11 protein-coding genes are annotated in these 17098 nt (G+C 62.1%); 8 read left to right on the forward strand and 3 right to left on the reverse strand.

All coding sequences use genetic code 11. The features are described from left to right. Positions 1-19 precede the first annotated feature (19 nt). Positions 20-1594, reverse strand: coding sequence for a carboxypeptidase M32 (locus DW823_RS05010; RefSeq protein ID WP_118080772.1), 1575 nt, complete (start codon positions 1592-1594; stop codon positions 20-22). A 505-nt stretch (positions 1595-2099) separates the two neighbouring features. Between DW823_RS05010 and pheS the strand changes: the two genes are divergently transcribed. The 6 genes from pheS (at position 2100) to DW823_RS05040 (ending at position 9560) form a co-directional block, all read left to right on the forward strand. Continuing rightward, positions 2100-3176, forward strand: coding sequence for a phenylalanine--tRNA ligase subunit alpha (gene pheS, locus DW823_RS05015; protein WP_040359117.1), 1077 nt, complete (start codon positions 2100-2102; stop codon positions 3174-3176). Between the two features lie 45 nt (positions 3177-3221). Further along, positions 3222-5675 (forward strand): phenylalanine--tRNA ligase subunit beta, encoded by a 2454-nt coding sequence (pheT, locus tag DW823_RS05020; RefSeq protein ID WP_118080774.1) that lies wholly within the window; start codon positions 3222-3224, stop codon positions 5673-5675. A gap of 245 nt (positions 5676-5920) precedes the next feature. Further along, positions 5921-7003, forward strand: coding sequence for a cobalt transporter CbiM (cbiM, locus tag DW823_RS05025; RefSeq protein WP_118080776.1), 1083 nt, complete (start codon positions 5921-5923; stop codon positions 7001-7003). Beyond that, complete coding sequence (locus DW823_RS05030) at positions 6981-7817, forward strand: energy-coupling factor transporter transmembrane protein EcfT (protein WP_118080778.1); 837 nt, start codon at positions 6981-6983, stop codon at positions 7815-7817. The genes cbiM and DW823_RS05030 overlap by 23 nt, the downstream gene beginning before the upstream one ends. Positions 7818-7861: 44 nt before the next feature. Further along, on the forward strand, positions 7862-8632 hold the full coding sequence (locus tag DW823_RS05035; RefSeq protein WP_118080780.1) for an energy-coupling factor ABC transporter ATP-binding protein: 771 nt from the start codon (positions 7862-7864) through the stop codon (positions 8630-8632). 79 nt (positions 8633-8711) lie between these two features. Next, positions 8712-9560 carry a hypothetical protein gene (locus DW823_RS05040; protein WP_118080782.1) on the forward strand — a complete coding sequence of 283 codons (849 nt, stop codon included), beginning with the start codon at positions 8712-8714 and terminating at the stop codon, positions 9558-9560. On the opposite strand, the gene DW823_RS05045 is transcribed toward DW823_RS05040, so the two are convergent. After that, positions 9557-10294, reverse strand: coding sequence for a hypothetical protein (locus tag DW823_RS05045; protein WP_147350655.1), 738 nt, complete (start codon positions 10292-10294; stop codon positions 9557-9559). The genes DW823_RS05040 and DW823_RS05045 overlap by 4 nt on opposite strands. Before the next feature lie 754 nt (positions 10295-11048). Next, positions 11049-12509, reverse strand: coding sequence for a pyruvate kinase (gene pyk / locus DW823_RS05050; protein WP_118080786.1), 1461 nt, complete (start codon positions 12507-12509; stop codon positions 11049-11051). 441 nt (positions 12510-12950) lie between these two features. Between pyk and DW823_RS05055 the strand changes: the two genes are divergently transcribed. Both DW823_RS05055 and rsgA read left to right on the forward strand, forming a co-directional pair. Next, positions 12951-15632, forward strand: coding sequence for a cation-translocating P-type ATPase (locus tag DW823_RS05055; RefSeq protein ID WP_118080788.1), 2682 nt, complete (start codon positions 12951-12953; stop codon positions 15630-15632). Positions 15633-16104: 472 nt separating this feature from the next. Then, the gene (rsgA, locus tag DW823_RS05060) at positions 16105-17058 is read left to right on the forward strand and encodes a ribosome small subunit-dependent GTPase A (protein WP_199574359.1); all 954 of its coding nucleotides are present in this window, start codon (positions 16105-16107) and stop codon (positions 17056-17058) included. The last annotated feature ends 40 nt before the right edge of the window (positions 17059-17098 follow it).

A 17098-nucleotide genomic window follows, 5' to 3' on the forward strand; every position in this document is an offset into this window, starting at 1 on the left:
TTGACGTGTTGCCTAAGCTTTACAGCTGGTACAGCGTGGTGAACTTGTCCTGCAGGTAGCTGCAGTAGTAGCGGGCGTCAAAGTCCATGCCGCAGGCGCCCTTGATGAGCTCCGGCGCGTCTTTGGCGCGGCCCCACTGCCAAATGCGCTCGCCCAGCCAGGCGCGAACGGGCGCCAAATCGCCGCTCGCACAGGCGCCGTTGAGGTCGACACCGTCGCGGCACATGGCCGGCACAAACATGGCATCGTAGGCGCTACCCAGCGCATACGTGGGGAAGTAGCCAAACGAGCCGCCGCTCCAGTGCGTATCCTGCAGGCAGCCGTGCGTGTCGTCGGGAACGGGAATGCCAAGGTACTCGTCCATAAAGCGGTTCCAAAGCGCGGGGATATCCTTGGCCGTGGCCACGCCGGCAAACAGCATGCGCTCGATCTGGTAGCGCACCATAATATGTAGCGGATAGGTGAGCTCGTCGGCCTCGGTGCGGATCAACGACGGCTGCGCGATGTTCACGGCGCGGTAGAGCGTGTCCTCGTCCACGCTGCCGTAGACCTCGGGCGCGTGGCGGCGCAGCACCTCGAGCAGCGGTCCCATAAAGGCGCGGCTGCGACCCACGGTGTTCTCAAAAAAGCGGCTCTGGCTCTCGTGGATGCCCATGGAGGTGCCGCCTTCCAGGCAGGTGCGCGCATAGGCGGGATTGACGCCCAGCTCGTACATGGTGTGCCCCGCCTCGTGGATGATGCTGTAGACGTTGGAGATACAGTCGTCCTCGTAGATGTGCGTCGCGATGCGCGCATCGCCCACGGCAAAGCCCTCGCTAAACGGATGCTCGGTAAAAGCAAGCGTGGTGTCGTCCAGGTCCAGGCCGACAAGCTTCATAAGGTCAAAGCTCATGGCGCGCTGGGCGGCCTCGGGCACGCGGGCGTGCAAAAAGTCGGCAGCGGGTTGCTGGCCGCGTTCGCCGATGGCGTGCACGAGCGGCACGACCGTGGCCTTGACCTCATCGCAAAACGCGTCGAAGCTCTCGGTGGAAAGGCCACGCTCGTACTGGTCGAGCCACACGTCGTATGGGTCGCGCTTGGGGTCCATGAGCTCGGCTTGATGCTTAAGCTGGGCGACGATTCTATCCACATAGGGCTCAAAGCTCGCCCAGTCATTGGCCGTCTTGGCCTTGTGCCACACGGCGTCTGCCTCGCAGGTGAGCCTGGTCCAGGTCTCGGCTTCTTCGATGGGAATGGCGCTTGCCTCGCGCTGGTCGCGGCCGAGCACGCGGATCTCGTCGAGCAGTTGCGGGTCATTGATCTTGCCGCCGGCGACGGTTTCGCGTGCCAGCGAGCGCACAAGCTCAATGGACTTTTCGCTGGTCAGGAGCTTATGGTGCTCGCCGGCAAGGGTGCCCATGGCGTCGGCACGGGCGGCGGCACCGTTGGCGGGAGCAATGGTCGCGCCGTCAAACTCGGCAATCTTGAGCAGGTACTCGCGAGTCCACAGCTTGCCCTCGAGCTTGCGGAATTTTTTGACGGCCTTATCGACCTTCATGCCTTTGGATGTCTTGCCCACTACAGGCTCGGCCTTCTTATCGAGTTTCTTTCCCATACCATATCCTTGATCTCGCAGGTCGAGCGCCACGGGTGGGCGCGCGGCCAGTTTGCACAGCTACTCGCCTTGTACCCAGCGCGAACAAAACGGAACGCGGCGATACGCCCACATGATGTGCTATCCTATAGCCCAATGCGTTGACGGAGAGGGTTTTGCCCGCCGCGTCGCCGGCAAGAGAGGGAAGGTCATGGGCTGCAAACCTTCCTGCGGTGGCAAGGGCCAAGCGTTCACTCCCGAGCAGCGACCTCAACGGGCGCGCGGCCAGCGGCGGCGATGTCCCCAGTAGGGAAGCCGCGAGCCTCGCGACAAGGGGCGAAGAGTGGGCACGGCGGGCCAGACATCCGCCGGGTCAAACAAGGTGGTACCGCGGAATTCAACCGTCCTTGGGCAATGCACATGCCCGAGGACGGTTTTTTGTTACCGAACCGGGCCGCGTTTTCGCAACGCCAGGCGGCGGCAGTCGTCCCGGCGAGTGGGGAGCGCGAGAGACGAAAGGGAAGACATGAGTCTGATTGATGATCTGGTCAAACTCGAGGAAGAGGCCAAGGAGCTCGTCGCAGGCGCCGACGACGCCGCCAAGCTCGAGGCTGCACGCGTTGAGTTGCTCGGTCGCAAGGGCCGCATCACCGGCCTGATGCGCATGATGGGCAAGCTCGCCCCCGAGGATCGTCCCGTGATGGGCAAGCGCGCCAACGAGATGCGCCAGCTGATCGAGGGCATGCTCGACGAGCGTACCACCGAGATGAAGGCCGCCGCCCTCAAGCACGCACTCGAGCACGAGGCCGTCGACATCACGCTGCCGGGTATCCGTCCGCAGATCGGTCACCAGCACCTGATCAAGCAGATCATCGAGGAGGCCGAGGACATCTTCTGCGGCATCGGCTACACCGTCGAGTCCGGCCCCATGGTCGACACCTCCTACTACAACTTCACCGCGCTCAACGCCCCCATGGATCACCCGAGCCGCTCGGCACGCGACACCTTCTACGTGGTCGACAACAACCCCGGCAGCGTCGCGCACCCTGAGGCTCACGCCCACGGCGAGTCCGACGTGCTGCTGCGCACCCAGACTTCGGGCGTGCAGATCCACACTATGGAGTCGCAAAAGCCGCCCATCTACATGATCTGCCCGGGCACCGTCTATCGTCCCGACACGGCCGACGCCTGCCACCTGCCGCAGTTCAACCAGATCGAGGGCCTGGTCGTTGACGAGGGCATCACCTTTGGCGACCTCAAGGGCACGCTCGACTACTTTGTTAAGTGCATGTTTGGCGAGGATCGCAAGACGCGTTACCGCCCGCACTTCTTCCCCTTCACCGAGCCTAGCTGCGAGGTGGACGTGAGCTGCCACGTCTGCGGCGGCAAGGGCTGCAACTTCTGCAAGCACAGCGGCTGGATCGAGATCCTGGGCTGCGGCATGGTCGACCCCAACGTCCTGATCAACTGCGGCATCGACCCCGAGAAGTACACCGGCTTCGCCTTTGGTATTGGCGCCGAGCGCGTCGCGGCCCTGCGCTACGACCTGCCCGACCTCAGAACTCTCATGACGGGCGATATGAGGTTCCTCAATCAGTTCTAAATCACCCGTTTTATCAGGCATTTCTTTCTCATAAGGAGTAATCAAGTGAGAGTTTCTTACGACTGGCTCAAGACCATGATCGATATTCCGGAGGATCCCAAGACCCTTTCGGACGAATATATCCGTACCGGTACCGAGGTCGAGGCGATCGACACCGTGGGCGAGTCCTTCGACCACGTGGTGACTGCCAAGGTGCTCACCAAGACCCCGCACCCCGATAGCGACCACATGTATGTGTGCTCGGTCGACGTGGGCGACAAGAACCTCGACGCCGACGGCAACCCCGCCCCGCTGCAGATCGTCTGCGGCGCGCAGAACTTTGAGGCCGGCGACCACATCGTCACGGCCATGATCGGTGCTGTGCTTCCCGGCGACGTTAAGATCAAGAAGAGCAAGCTTCGCGGCGTCGTGTCCATGGGCATGAACTGCTCTGCGCGCGAGCTCGGCCTGGGCGGCGATCACTCCGGCATCATGATCCTGCCCGAGGATACGCCCTGCGGCATGCCGTTTGCCGAGTACGTGGGCTCGAGCGATACCGTGCTCGACTGCGAGATCACGCCCAACCGTCCCGACTGCCTGTCCATGATTGGCATGGCCCGCGAGACCGGTGCCATCTTCGACCGCGATTTCCATGTTGAGCTGCCCGCCATCAAGGCGGAGACTGGCCGCGCGACCGACGACGAGCTTTCGGCCGAGATTGCCGACGAGGGCCTGTGCGACCGCTATGTCGCCCGCATCGTGCGCAACGTGAAGGTCGGTCCCTCGCCCGACTGGATGGTCAAGCGCCTCAACGCCCTGGGCGTGCGTCCGCACAACAACATCGTCGACATCACCAACTATGTGATGATGCTCACCGGTCAGCCGCTGCATGCCTTTGACCTGGATACCTTTGCCGAACGCGATGGCCATCGCCGCGTGGTGGTTCGCGCCGCCCAACAGGACGAGAAGTTCACGACCCTCGACGGCGAGGAGCGCACGCTCGACGCCGGCATGGGCCTCATCACCGACGGCGAGCGTCCCGTGGCGCTGGCCGGCGTTATGGGCGGCATGGATTCCGAGATCGAGGATGACACCGTCGACGTGATGGTCGAGAGTGCCTGCTTCAACGCCGGTCGCACCTCGCACACCAGCCGCGATCTGTCGCTGATCTCCGACGCCTCCATCCGTTTTGAGCGCCAGGTCGATGAGACCGGCTGCGTGGATGTCGCCAACGTTACCTGCGCGCTGATCGAGGAGATCGCCGGCGGCGAGGTCGCTCCCGGCTACGTCGACGTGTTCCCCGCGCCCAAGACCATCGACAGCATCAAGCTGCGCCTGGCCCGCGTGCATGCCATCTGCGGCGCCGACATCGAGCCCGACTTTATCGAGCGTTCGCTCACCCGCCTGGGCTGCACCGTCGAGCGCGACGGCGAGGACTTTATGGTCACTCCGCCGAGCTTCCGCCCCGACCTGCCGCGCGAGATCGATCTGATTGAGGAGGTCCTGCGCCTGTGGGGCATGGGCCGCGTGACGGCGACCATCCCGGCCGCCAAGAACCACATCGGCGGTCTGACCCGCGAGCAGAAGCTCACCCGCAAGGTCGGCGAGATCCTGCGCGCCTGCGGCCTCAACGAGACCACGACCTTTGGCTTTGCCGCCCCGGGCGACCTGGAGAAGATCGGCATGTCCACCGAGGGCCGCGGCTGCCCCGTGGTGCTCATGAATCCGCTGGTGGCCGAGCAGACCGAGATGCGTCGCTCGCTGCTGCCGGGCCTGCTGCAATCCGTGGCCTATAACGAGGCCCACGGCACGCCCAACGTGCACCTGTACGAGGTCGGCAGCCTGTTCCACGGCCGCGAGAATGCCAGCCTGCCCAAGGAGACCAAGTCCGTGGCGGGCGTGCTCTCGGGCCAGTGGAGCGAGCAGTCTTGGAGCATGAAGTACCGCAAGCTGCGTTTCTTCTTTGGCAAGGGCATTGTCGAGGAGCTGCTCGCCCAGCTGCGTATCGAGAAGGTCCGCTTCCGTCCCGCCGAGGGCGAGGGCTATGCCTTCTTGCAGCCGGGTCGTGCCGCCGAGGTTCTGTCCGGCGGTACCGTGCTGGGCTGGGTCGGCGAGATCCACCCCGAGGCGCGCGAGGCGATGGGCATCGATGAGGTCGTCGTTGCCTTTGAGCTCGACCTGGACAAGCTGATCAAGGGCGCCCGCAATCAGGAGAACTACCGCGAGTTCTCGCAGTATCCGGCTGTTGAGCACGATCTGGCTATCGTGGTCGATAACTCCGTGACCTGCGAGGATCTTGAGCGCCGCATTACCAGCGCCGGCGGCAAGCTGCTCGAGGGCGTGCGTCTGTTCGACGTCTATCGCGATCCGGTCCGCGTGGGCGTGGGCAAAAAGTCCATGGCCTTCGCGCTTACGTATCGCTCCGACGACCACACGCTCACCAGCGAAGAGGTCGAGAAGGCGCACCAGAAGATCGTCACCAAGGTGTGCAAGGGCGTAAACGGCGAGGTCCGCGGCTAGGATTTGCGCTGGGTATAGGTCAGCTGTGGCTGCTGCTGAGTCCTACGTGACCGCTATGCTCGGTATGAGACACCGCTGAGCCTGCATATATGACACGCGCATTACATAACGGCGTGCTGCTTTGTCGGCAGTGCGCCGTTTTGCTATGATAGCCCGCGGCGTGTTACGAATCTAACAATACGTAACACTCTTAAGGTGATTTAAGCGGCGTTGCAATTCCGTGCGCCGATAACCGGGAGGCGTACATGCACATTCCAGATAATTATCTGTCTCCGCAGACCGATGCCGTCATGGCGGTGGCAATGGTGCCCGTTTGGGTTCACTGCATCAAGAAGGTGCGCGCCACGCTCGATCGCGAGCACATGGCGTTCCTGGGCATCTGCGCCGCATTCTCCTTCTTGCTCATGATGTTCAACGTGCCGCTGCCCGGCGGTACCACTGGTCACGCCGTTGGTGGCGCGCTCATCGCGCTGCTGCTAGGCCCCGAGGCTGCTGCCATTGCCGTCTCGGTCGCGCTGGCGCTGCAGGCGCTGCTGTTTGGCGACGGTGGCGTTCTGTCGTTTGGTGCCAACTGCTTTAACATGGCCTTTGTGCTGCCGTTTGTCGCTGCTATCGTGTTCCGTGCGCTCAACAGCCGTCTGCACGACAAGAGCTGGGGCACCTCGGTTTCTGCCATCGTGAGCGGTTGGGTCGGCCTGTGCGTAGCGGCCCTCTGCGCGGCGATCGAGTTCGGTATTCAGCCGATGCTCTTCACCAACGCCTCGGGCGCGCCGCTGTACTGCCCCTTCCCGCTGTCCGTGGCTATTCCGGCTATGTTGATCCCGCATATGCTGGTTGCCGGCGTGATCGAGGGCGTGGCAACGGCCGCCATCTACGGTTTCATTAAGAAGACGGCGCCGGGCATTATCGTCGGCCCCGAAGCCGCCGATGGCCAGCTTGCCGCCGATGGTACCGCCAAGAAGACTTCCCTGATCCCCACGCTCATTCTGGTCGCCGTGCTTGTCGTGGCTACGCCGCTCGGCTTGCTTGCCACCGGTGACGCCTGGGGTGAGTGGGACGCCGAGGGCGCCGCGACCGCCGTTCAGGAGGCTGGCGACGACAGCCTGCAGGCTTCGGTCGGCCTCGATACCCCGACCTTTGCCGACGCGCTGCCCACGGGTGATTACCTGCAGGCCTATTCCGAGGAGCAGGGTCTTGGCTTTGCCGGTCAGGCTGCCATGTATATCCTGTCCGGCGTGATTGGCGTGGCGGTGCTCACCATCGCATTCCGTCTGATCTCGCTGACGGTTAAGGAAAGCGGTGCTCATGGCAATAGCCGAGCTGCCTAGCTGGCTTGCGGTCGAGCAACGTTACGAGCCCGCGGGGGCTCGGCATCGTGTGATGCAAAAGAATGTCCTGCACCTGGCGAGCCTGCTTGAGCGGGTTCGCCTGGGTGGAGGCGCGCACGAGGGCGGGTCGATGGTCGACCGCGCCCTTTCTTGCGTTTCGGCTCCGGTGCGCCTGGTGGGGATGTTCGTCTGCGTCCTGTGCGTGTGCCTGACGCAAAGCCCGCTGTACCTGATGTTGATGGCGGCGATCGCGTTGGTGCTGGTCGCGGTGCGCCCCGCACGCGGGCTGCGTGCGACCTTTGTACCGGCGCTCGGCGCCACGGGGCTTGCGGTGGTTCTGGCACTGCCTGCCCTGCTGCTGGGCGCGTCTGCCACGGGCGCCATGCTCAAGATCGCGCTCAAGACCTTCATTAATGTGTCGCTGGTGCTGGGCGTTTCGTGGACGCTTACCTGGAGCCGCATGTCGGCGGCGCTCAAAATGCTGCGCCTGCCCGACGAGGTTATCTTTACGTTTGATATGGCACTCAAGCATATCGAGGTGCTGGGACGCACGGCGCACGATCTGTGCGAATCGGTCATGCTGCGCAGTGTCGGTTCCGCGCCTGCGGGTTTTTCGCGCACCGATTCGCTGGCGGGTATCATGGGCATGACGTTTATCAAGGCGATGGAATGCAGCCGCGCGATGGACGAGGCCATGCTGTGTCGCGGCTTCGCCGGCGTGTATCCGGCGCCTGCACGGAGCGGCTTTGGCTGGCGCGATGCGGTTTATGCGGCCGTTGTGGTGCTGCTTGCCGTGTTGTGCGCGGTGCTGTAGCGCGGGCGGTTTAACCGTCGATGTGAATAGGGAAGGGCGACGTTTTGGCAAACGATACGAATGGCGCGATGGGTGCGAGCGGTGCTGCCGGTGCCGAGGCCACGCCGCTCATCGAGTTTCGCGACGTGGTGTTTTCCTATGCGGGTCATACGGTGGTCGACGGCGTTTCATTGCAGGTGAACCGTGGGGAGCTCGTTGCTCTGCTTGGTCCTAACGGCTGCGGCAAGACGACGATCATGCGTCTTATCAACGGCCTTGAACTCGCGGACGCAGGGGCATACCTGTTTGACGGGCACGTGATCGATGCGGCGTTTCTAAAGGATTCCGCGGCCGCTCAGCGTTTTCATCAGCGCGTGGGCTTTGTGTTCCAGAATGCCGATGCGCAGCTCTTTTGCGCCACGGTGGGCGAGGAAGTCGCGTTTGGCCCGGCTCAAATGGGGCTGCCGGCAGACGAGCTCGAGCGCCGCGTCCGCGATGCCATGGAGCTGTTCCAGGTTGCTGACCTTGCCGACGCCTCTCCCTATCAGCTCTCGGGCGGGCAAAAGAAGCGCGTTGCGCTGGCCGCCGTCGTGTCGATGAATCCCGATATCCTGGTGCTCGACGAGCCTACCAATGGGCTCGACGAGGATTCATGCGACATCGTGGTCAACTTCTTGCTGGCCTACGTCGCGGCGGGTAAGACGGTCTTGATGAGTACACATCACCAGGATTTGGTGCGACGCCTGGGCGCCCGCGCCATCTATATCGATCGATATCACCATGTGGTTGTGGCGCCTTCGCCGTCGTATGGAACCGAAAGCGGTTCTACGGACTAGTTGCTGCGTAGAGCGTGCGTAGCCGCCCGCGCGGCTTTGCCGTGATGGTATAGTTATCCAGGTTTTTATGGGGGTGGCTATGCCAAGCTGGAACATTCATATCGCTCAGACGGAGCGTTTGCTGGAGCGCACCGGTGCGCTTGCCAAGAGCGTGCGCGACCGCAATGCCTTTTTGTTTGGCTGTGTGGTTCCGGATATCTTCGTGGGCTATATGGTCCCTGGCATCGCCGATCCCATCCCGTACCGCATTACGCACTTTGCCAAGCCCGAGCCTATCCCTAAGCCGCGCGAGCACGAGTTCTGGGATACCTATGTGGCGCCGCTGCTCAAAGGGGCGCCTGTTGGTACGCCGGCTGCCGCGACCTCGATCGCCGAGGAGCGCGAGCGACTCAATCGGGTGCATTATCCCCAACGTTACAAGGACGCCGAGCCGGTTGCCGGCCCCGGCGCCTGTGAGTTTTCGCTTGCGTCCGAAGATGTGGCGCAGTCGCTGCTCGATCTGACGCTGGGCGTTTGGTCTCACCTTGTGGCCGATACCGTGTGGAACACCCGCGTGAACCAGTACCTGGAGGCGCACGGCGGCAAGCCGTGCGAGGAATTCCGCATTAAAAAGCAAGGCGACTTTGACTGGTTTGGCAAGACGCTCGGTATTGTTTCGATTCCGCGCGCGACCGATCGCCTCTATACTGCGGCGACGCGTTTTGGTCAGTATCCCATCCATAAGGAGTATGTGCTCAAGACCATCGGCGTTATGCACGAGATTGTACGCGAAAACCCCGGCGAGCCCGATCATCCGCCGTATCGCTTGCTAACCGAGGAGTTTTTCGATGCAACGTTTACCGAGGTCGTCGAGCTAACCGAGGCGGGTTTTGCCGCCCGTGTCGAATCGCCCGATGTGTCTGCGCTGCCCCTGATTGCTAGCTGCTAGCTGGCCGGCCCGGCAGTGAATAGCTCAACCCAATCGACAAGTAGCTCTTGCCGCAGGGCATCTTCGGCAGTGCACTCCTGTTTAGTCTTTGGGGTGTAGGGAAGCCCAGCCTTTTTATGGATGAGCTCGGCTATGTGGTTGAAGCTCTTCTTCTCCTTGATCTGGTCATAGGTAATTTGGATGACATCGTAGCCCATGCTTGTGAGTGCGGTGGCGCGCTCGGCATCGGAGAGGCTTGCGGCTTCGCTGTCGTGGGCGGAGCGGCCTTGGCATTCAAGGATGACGCCCGTGCTGTCGGTGGCGCTTTCGATGAGGATATCGGCGTAGCAGCAGGTTTTGTCATACAGCGAACGTGCGGCGTCGCTGAGTGGGATGCGCACGTTGTTGGTGATGTCGATGCCCAGACCGCCCTCATCGCGGGGGAGCGAGATGAGAATTGACGTCTGGACTTCGAAGGGCGAGGCGGTCTGTCCTGTCATGCGTTCGGCGGCCCAGCGGAGCTGCTTAACGCCGCGCAGGCCTGCGGCCTGCTTGGCGAACGCGGCGATATCCGCTGCGGCAAGAAGCGGCGTGCGCTTCCACAAGCTGGTGTTATTGCCCTTGGTGTCGTTAACTCGCTCCCAGCCGCAGCTGGGCGGAATGAGCTTAAGCGAAATAGCTTCATCGAGTTGTTGTTGCGTTCGCTCGCAGGGCTTAAACACTGCAAAGGAGCCGCACATCTCGTAGCAAGCCATGAGTAACTGGCTGCGTGAGACCTGCGTGGCAAGGCTGAGCAGCGTGAACTCCGGTGAAGTGACATCAAACCCATGCTCAGTCTGCCTAAACGACCCAGGAGGCGGCTCTTGGGTTAGCAGACGGCTATGAAATAGCTTTCCGTTCGCGCGCTGTTTTCTTTCGCCCACGAATCTCCAAACTGGTGTGCCGAGCAAGTCTTTAAATACTGGTTGTTTTGAGTAGTGCACCAAGCGATGGTCATGGTCGGGCGGCAGGATTGCCGGATAGAGTCCCAGTATCTGGGGCGGGATGCGATAGTACTGAAAAGCCGTGGGTCCGCAGGCAAGAAATGACATAGCGATCCGATCGTTTGAGCGTAGTTTGGGCTAGAAAAGCTATCGGTTTCGGAAGTGCGGGGAAAAAGACAAACAGGCAAAGCACAAGCGGTATTTGAGCCAACTTTATCAGGGGTTTTGTTGAAATAAAAGGGCTTGTACTCGGAGGTAAGCAATTTTTCCCCGCACTTCCGAAAACCAGGTCGATCTGACTCTTGCTAAAACGATTTAGCAGTGTCGGTTAAGGTGTGGGTTTGCCACCGGGCGAACACTTTTAGCGCTTGGGACTTTATTTTATGGGCCTCGAAGGGTGGATTTCGCACTTTTGGTAAAGAAATGAGTGCGTGTTTTGCTGTGCGCCGGCATTGGCACAGAAAAAGGGCCCGGAAGGCGAAGCCTTCCGGGCCCTTTGCAATGCAAGTGTGTTTGCAAGTGTGATTTAACGCACCTGAGCGACGTAAGCGACGTTGGTCGAGGAGACCTTGTCCTCGAGCTGGACGCTCATGCGGGGATCGCCAGCGGTGGCGACGGTCAGGTCGCCGGCCTCGACGTAGCCGAGCTCCTTAGCGGTCTCGATCGCCTTGACGATCGTGCCGTTGACGGTGCCCTGGGTAATCTCGGCCTGGTGCGGGATAACGCCCCAGTACATGATCATCTGCTGGACGGCCCACTCGTGGCGGGAGAACGCGCAGATCGGCATGTTGGGACGGAAGTGCGAGATCAGACGAGCGGTACGACCGGTGGTCGTCGGCACGGTGATGCACTTGGCGCCAACGGTGGTGGCCATGTTCACAGCGGACATACCCACAACGTTGTTGACAACGCGGGTGCCGTGAGCGTCAGCCGGAACCTCGAGCGGAGCGTGAGCCGGGAGGTACTTTTCGGTCTCGAGAGCAATGCTGGCCTGCATCTTAACGGCCTCGACCGGGTACTTACCGGCAGCGGACTCGCCAGAGAGCATAACGGCGTCGGTGCCGTCGTAGATGGCGTTAGCAACGTCGGCAACCTCGGCGCGCGTCGGGCGCGGGTTCTGCTGCATGGAGTCGAGCATCTGCGTAGCGGTGATAACGGGCTTGTAGGCCGCGTTGCACTTGGCGATAATCTCCTTCTGGATGTGGGGAACGAGCTCGGGCTTGATCTCGATGCCCAGGTCGCCACGGGCGACCATAATGCCGTCGGAAGCCTCGAGGATCTCGTCGAAGTTCTCGACGCCCAGGGCGCACTCGATCTTCGGGAAGATCGTCACGTGCTCGCCACCGTTCTCGCGGCAAAGCTTGCGGATGCCGCGGACGGACTCGCCGTCACGGATGAAGGAAGCGGCGATGTAGTCGATGTTCTCGGTCAGGCCAAAGAGGATGTCCTGACGATCGCGCTCGGTGATAGCGGGCAGCGAGATGTTGACGTTGGGCATGTTGACGCCCTTGCGCTCGCCGATCAGGCCGTCGTTCTTGACGACGCAGGTCATGTCCTGGCCGTCGACGGACTCGACCTCGAGGGCAACCAGGCCGTCATCGATCAGGATGAGGGAGCCCTTCTCGACCTCGGAGGGCAGAGCCAGGTAGTCGAGGGAGATGTGCTCAGCGGTGCCGTGGAAATCCTCGGTCGTGGGCTGAGCGGTGACGACGATCTTGTCGCCGGTCTTGACGGCAACCTTCTTGCCATCGACCAGAAGGCCGGTGCGGACCTCGGGGCCCTTGGTGTCGAGCAGGATGCCGACGGGCATACCGAGCTCCTTGGAAATACGACGGACGCGCTCGATGCGACCGTGGTGCTCGTCGTAGGATCCGTGCGAGAAGTTAAAACGGGCGACGTTCATGCCCGCCTTGATCATCTCGCGGATGGTCTCGTCGCTATCGCAGGCGGGACCCATGGTGCATACAATCTTAGTGCGCTTGTACATTCAGACCTCCATCTGACATCGTCTTGCGCTGATAGATAAACCATAAGAAATAAAACCGTGTTGATTATAACGAAATGCCGACCGAATACCCCAAAAAATCGACCGTATGCCGAATTAGAAGTTCATTTTTTGCGGAAAAACGGTATATGCAAAAACTTTACCAACCGTTCTAACCGCTGTTATCTGGGCGATATTTCAGTTTGATGATGCGCCGAAGAAAAAACGTTTTATCAATGTTGAGCATCACACGGCCTGCACCGTTGCTTATGGACCATATTTCCAAATGGATTGTTTTGGCTAGACGCGTTGCTTTGGGGTACCATAGCTCCACTATCAACTGCCGCTCAGCACGGCAGCCTTGATGAGCCCTTGCCCTTCTCCTGGGAATTATGATCGGGCATCAATCTGCTGAGTGGCCCGAATCCCAGGAGGGGACTCTATATGCAAAAGGAATACCTGTCCGCCGCGGCGGAGGTGCTCAGCGACCAGGGTGTCGATGAGAACCTCGGCCTGAGCGACGACGAGGCGTCGTCGCGCCTCGCTAAGACAGGCCCTAACAAGCTCGAGGAAGCCGAGAAGACGCCGCTGTGGAAGCGTTTCTTTGAGCAGATGGCCGATCCCATGGTCATCATGCTGATCGTTGCCGCCGTCATCAGTGCGCTCACGGGCATGGTCAAGGGCGAGCCCGACTTTGCCGATGTCGTCATTATCATGTTCGTCGTTATCGTCAACTCGGTGCTGGGCGTGGTCCAGGAAGCCAAGAGCGAAGAAGCCCTCGAGGCCCTGCAGGAGATGAGCGCGGCGCAGTCCAAGGTACTGCGCGACGGCAAGCTCGTGCACCTGCCGAGCGCCGAGCTCGTGCCCGGTGACGTGATCATGCTCGAGGCGGGCGACTCCGTTCCGGCCGACTGCCGCGTCCTCGAGAGCGCCACGATGAAGATCGAAGAGGCCGCCCTTACCGGCGAGTCCGTGCCCGTCGAGAAGCATACCAACGTGATCGAGCTCGCCGCGGGCACCGATGACGTGCCGCTCGGCGACCGCAAGAACATGTGCTATATGGGTTCCACCGTTGTGTACGGCCGTGGTCGCGCCGTCGTGGTCGGCACCGGCATGGACACCGAGATGGGCAAGATTGCCGGCGCCCTGGCCGAGGCCAAGGAAGAGCTCACGCCGCTGCAAGTGAAGCTCGCCGAGCTCAGCCGCATCCTCACCATCATGGTGATTATCATCTGCGTCGTGATCTTTGGCGTTGACATCCTCCGCCACGGCGTGGGCAACGTCCTTACCGACCCGACCGCCCTGCTCGACACCTTTATGGTCGCTGTCTCGCTCGCCGTCGCTGCCATCCCCGAGGGCCTGGTCGCCGTCGTGACCATCGTGCTGTCGCTCGGCGTGACCAAGATGGCCAAGCGCCAGGCGATTATCCGCAAGCTTTCTGCCGTCGAGACCCTCGGCTGCACGCAGACCATCTGCTCCGACAAGACCGGCACCCTTACCCAGAACAAGATGACCGTCGTCAAGCACGAGCTCGCTGCGCCCAAGGAGAAGTTCCTGGCCGGTATGGCACTGTGCTCCGATGCCCAGTGGGACGAGGAGTTGGGCGAGGCCGTGGGCGAGCCGACTGAGTGTGCGCTCGTCAACGATGCCGGCAAGGCGGGCCTCACCGGCCTGACTGCCGAGCACCCGCGCGTGGGCGAGGCCCCGTTCGACTCGGGCCGTAAGATGATGTCTGTGGTCGTCGAGACCCTGGACGGCGAGTACGAGCAGTACACCAAGGGCGCGCCCGACGTGGTGATCGGCCTGTGCACCCATATCTACGAGGGCGAAAAGGTCGTCCCGCTGACCGAGGAGCGTCGCGCCGAGCTCGTGGCCGCCAACAAGGCCATGGCCGACGAGGCCCTGCGCGTGCTGGCGCTGGCAAGCCGCACTTACACCGAGGTCCCGAGCGACTGCAGCCCCGCTGCGCTCGAGCACGACCTGGTCTTCTGCGGCCTATCCGGCATGATTGATCCTGTCCGCCCCGAGGTCGCCGACGCCATCCGCGAGGCCCACGATGCCGGTATTCGTACCGTCATGATCACGGGTGACCATATCGACACCGCCGTGGCCATTGCCAAACAGCTGGGAATCGTCACCGATCGCAGCCATGCCATCACCGGTGTCGATCTTGATCGCATGAGCGACGAGGAGCTCGACGCGCACATCGAGGACTACGGCGTGTACGCTCGCGTCCAGCCCGAGCACAAGACCCGCATCGTCGAGGCTTGGAAGTCGCGTGACCAGATCGTGGCCATGACGGGCGACGGCGTCAACGATGCCCCGTCCATCAAGCGCGCCGACATCGGCGTTGGCATGGGCATCACCGGCACCGACGTCACCAAGAACGTCGCCGACATGGTGCTCGCCGACGACAACTTCGCCACCATCATCGGTGCCTGCGAAGAGGGCCGTCGCATCTACGACAACATCCGCAAGGTCATCCAGTTCCTGCTTTCGGCTAACCTTGCCGAGGTGTTCTCGGTGTTTATCGCCACGCTCATCGGCTTCACCATCTTCCAGCCGGTGCAGCTGCTGTGGGTGAACCTGGTCACCGACTGCTTCCCCGCGCTCGCGCTGGGCATGGAGGATGCCGAGGGCGACATCATGAAGCGCAAGCCGCGCAACGCCAAGGATGGTGTCTTTGCCGGCAATATGGGCCTGGACTGCGTGGTCCAGGGCTTGATCATCACTGTGCTGGTGCTGGCGAGCTTCTTTGTGGGCGTGTACTTTGACATGGGCTACATCCACATCGCCGATATGATCGCCGGCAATGCCGACGAGGAAGGCGTGATGATGGCTTTCATCACGCTCAACATGGTCGAGATTTTCCACTGCTTCAATATGCGCAGCCGTCGTGCGTCGCTGTTTAGCATGAAGAAGCAGAACAAGTGGCTGTGGGCCTCTGCCGCGCTGGCGCTGGTGCTGACGGTGATCGTAACCGTGCAGCCGACGCTTGCCGAGATGTTCTTTGGCCCCGTGACGCTTGAGCTCAAGGGCGTTATCGCCGCGCTGGGCCTTGCCTTCCTGATCATCCCGCTGATGGAGATCTACAAGGCGATCATGCGCGCGGTCGAGAAGGAGTAGGTCGAAAGGTCAACCTTCCCACCGGTCCGACCGCCTGCGGGGTTTCTTCTTCGCTGGTCCTCGCGCTTCGCGCTGCGGGATCGCTCAGAAGAAACCCCTCCCGGCGGGCGGGCCTTCGGATAACCTCTCGGGACCATTGGCTAAGGGAAAGTATGTGAGCTGGTCGAGCGTTTGCTCGACCAGCTCTTTTTTGTGGGTAAAATACCTGCTCAGTTGTGATTTGTGGTGCTGGGAGGCGCTTGTGGGCAAGGCGAAGGCTAAGGCGAAGAAAAAGACGACGGGGGCGCGGGCTAAGCGCGATCGTCGTCGGAAGCTCGCGACCGAAGCCCCCGCGTCTGCCGAGGAACTGCTGGCAAGCGTGCCGGGGCTCGACGCGCTGCAGGATGTTCCGGCGTTCGACGACCTGCCGATCGATGGGGCTCAGCAGGCTGCCTTCGATGATTTTTGTGCCCAGGCCGAGGAGCCCGAGCAGATGCAACTTGGTGCCGTGGTGCGCTTGGATCGCGGGTTTCCGCTGGTGGCGACTGCCGACGACACCTTTCGTGCCGAGCATGCCGTGGGGTTTGCCAAGTCGCGTGGCGAGGATGAGGTTCTGCTGCCCGCCGTGGGCGACCGCGTGGCGGTGCGCCGTGCGCCCGGGCATGACATGGGCGTGATCGAGTGCGTGCTGCCGCGCCGCACGAGTTTTGAGCGCTGGCGCGGACGCGCTCGCGGTGAGCGTCAGGTGCTTTGCTCCAACGTGGATAGCGTGCTGATCGTGCAGGCGCTCGGCGCCGGCGAGGTGCTGCTCGACCGCGTGGCGCGCTCGCTGGTGCTGGCACTCGACTGCGATGCCGAGCCGGTGGTGGTACTCACCAAGGCCGACCGCTGCGACACCGATGAGCTCGAGCGCGATTTGGACCGCGTACACCGCCTGGTGGGTCCGGACGTGCGCGTAATCGTGACATCTTCTGCCGAGGGCCGTGGCCTGGACGAGGTGCGCGTCTGCGTGCCCGCCGGGAGCTGCGCCATGATCCTGGGCGAGTCGGGTGCCGGCAAATCGACGCTGCTCAACGCGCTGCTGGGTCACGATACATTGGCGACCGGCGGCGTGCGTGAGCGCGATGACCAGGGTCGTCACACCACGGTCGCGCGCGTGATGGTGGCGCTGCCGGGCGAAGCCGGCGTTATTGCTGACGCGCCGGGCCTTCGCAGCCTGCCGCTCGTGGGGCATGAGCGGGGCTTGGCACGCGCGTTTCCCGAGATCGTCGAGGCGTCGCGTGCGTGCCGGTTTGGCGACTGCACGCATACCCACGAACCGGGCTGCGCCGTTCGCGAGGCCGAGGATGCCGGGCAGATCGACAGCCTGCGCCTGGAGACGTTCCAAAATCTGGCGTCATCCATGCGTGTGAGTGCGCAGATGCTCGATCCCGATGTCCATCTGTAATCGAATCTACCTATGACAGCCGTCTCCCAATGGTACGGGA

It is taken from the genome of Collinsella sp. AM34-10, from assembly GCF_003469185.1.
GTDB lineage: Bacteria > Actinomycetota > Coriobacteriia > Coriobacteriales > Coriobacteriaceae > Collinsella.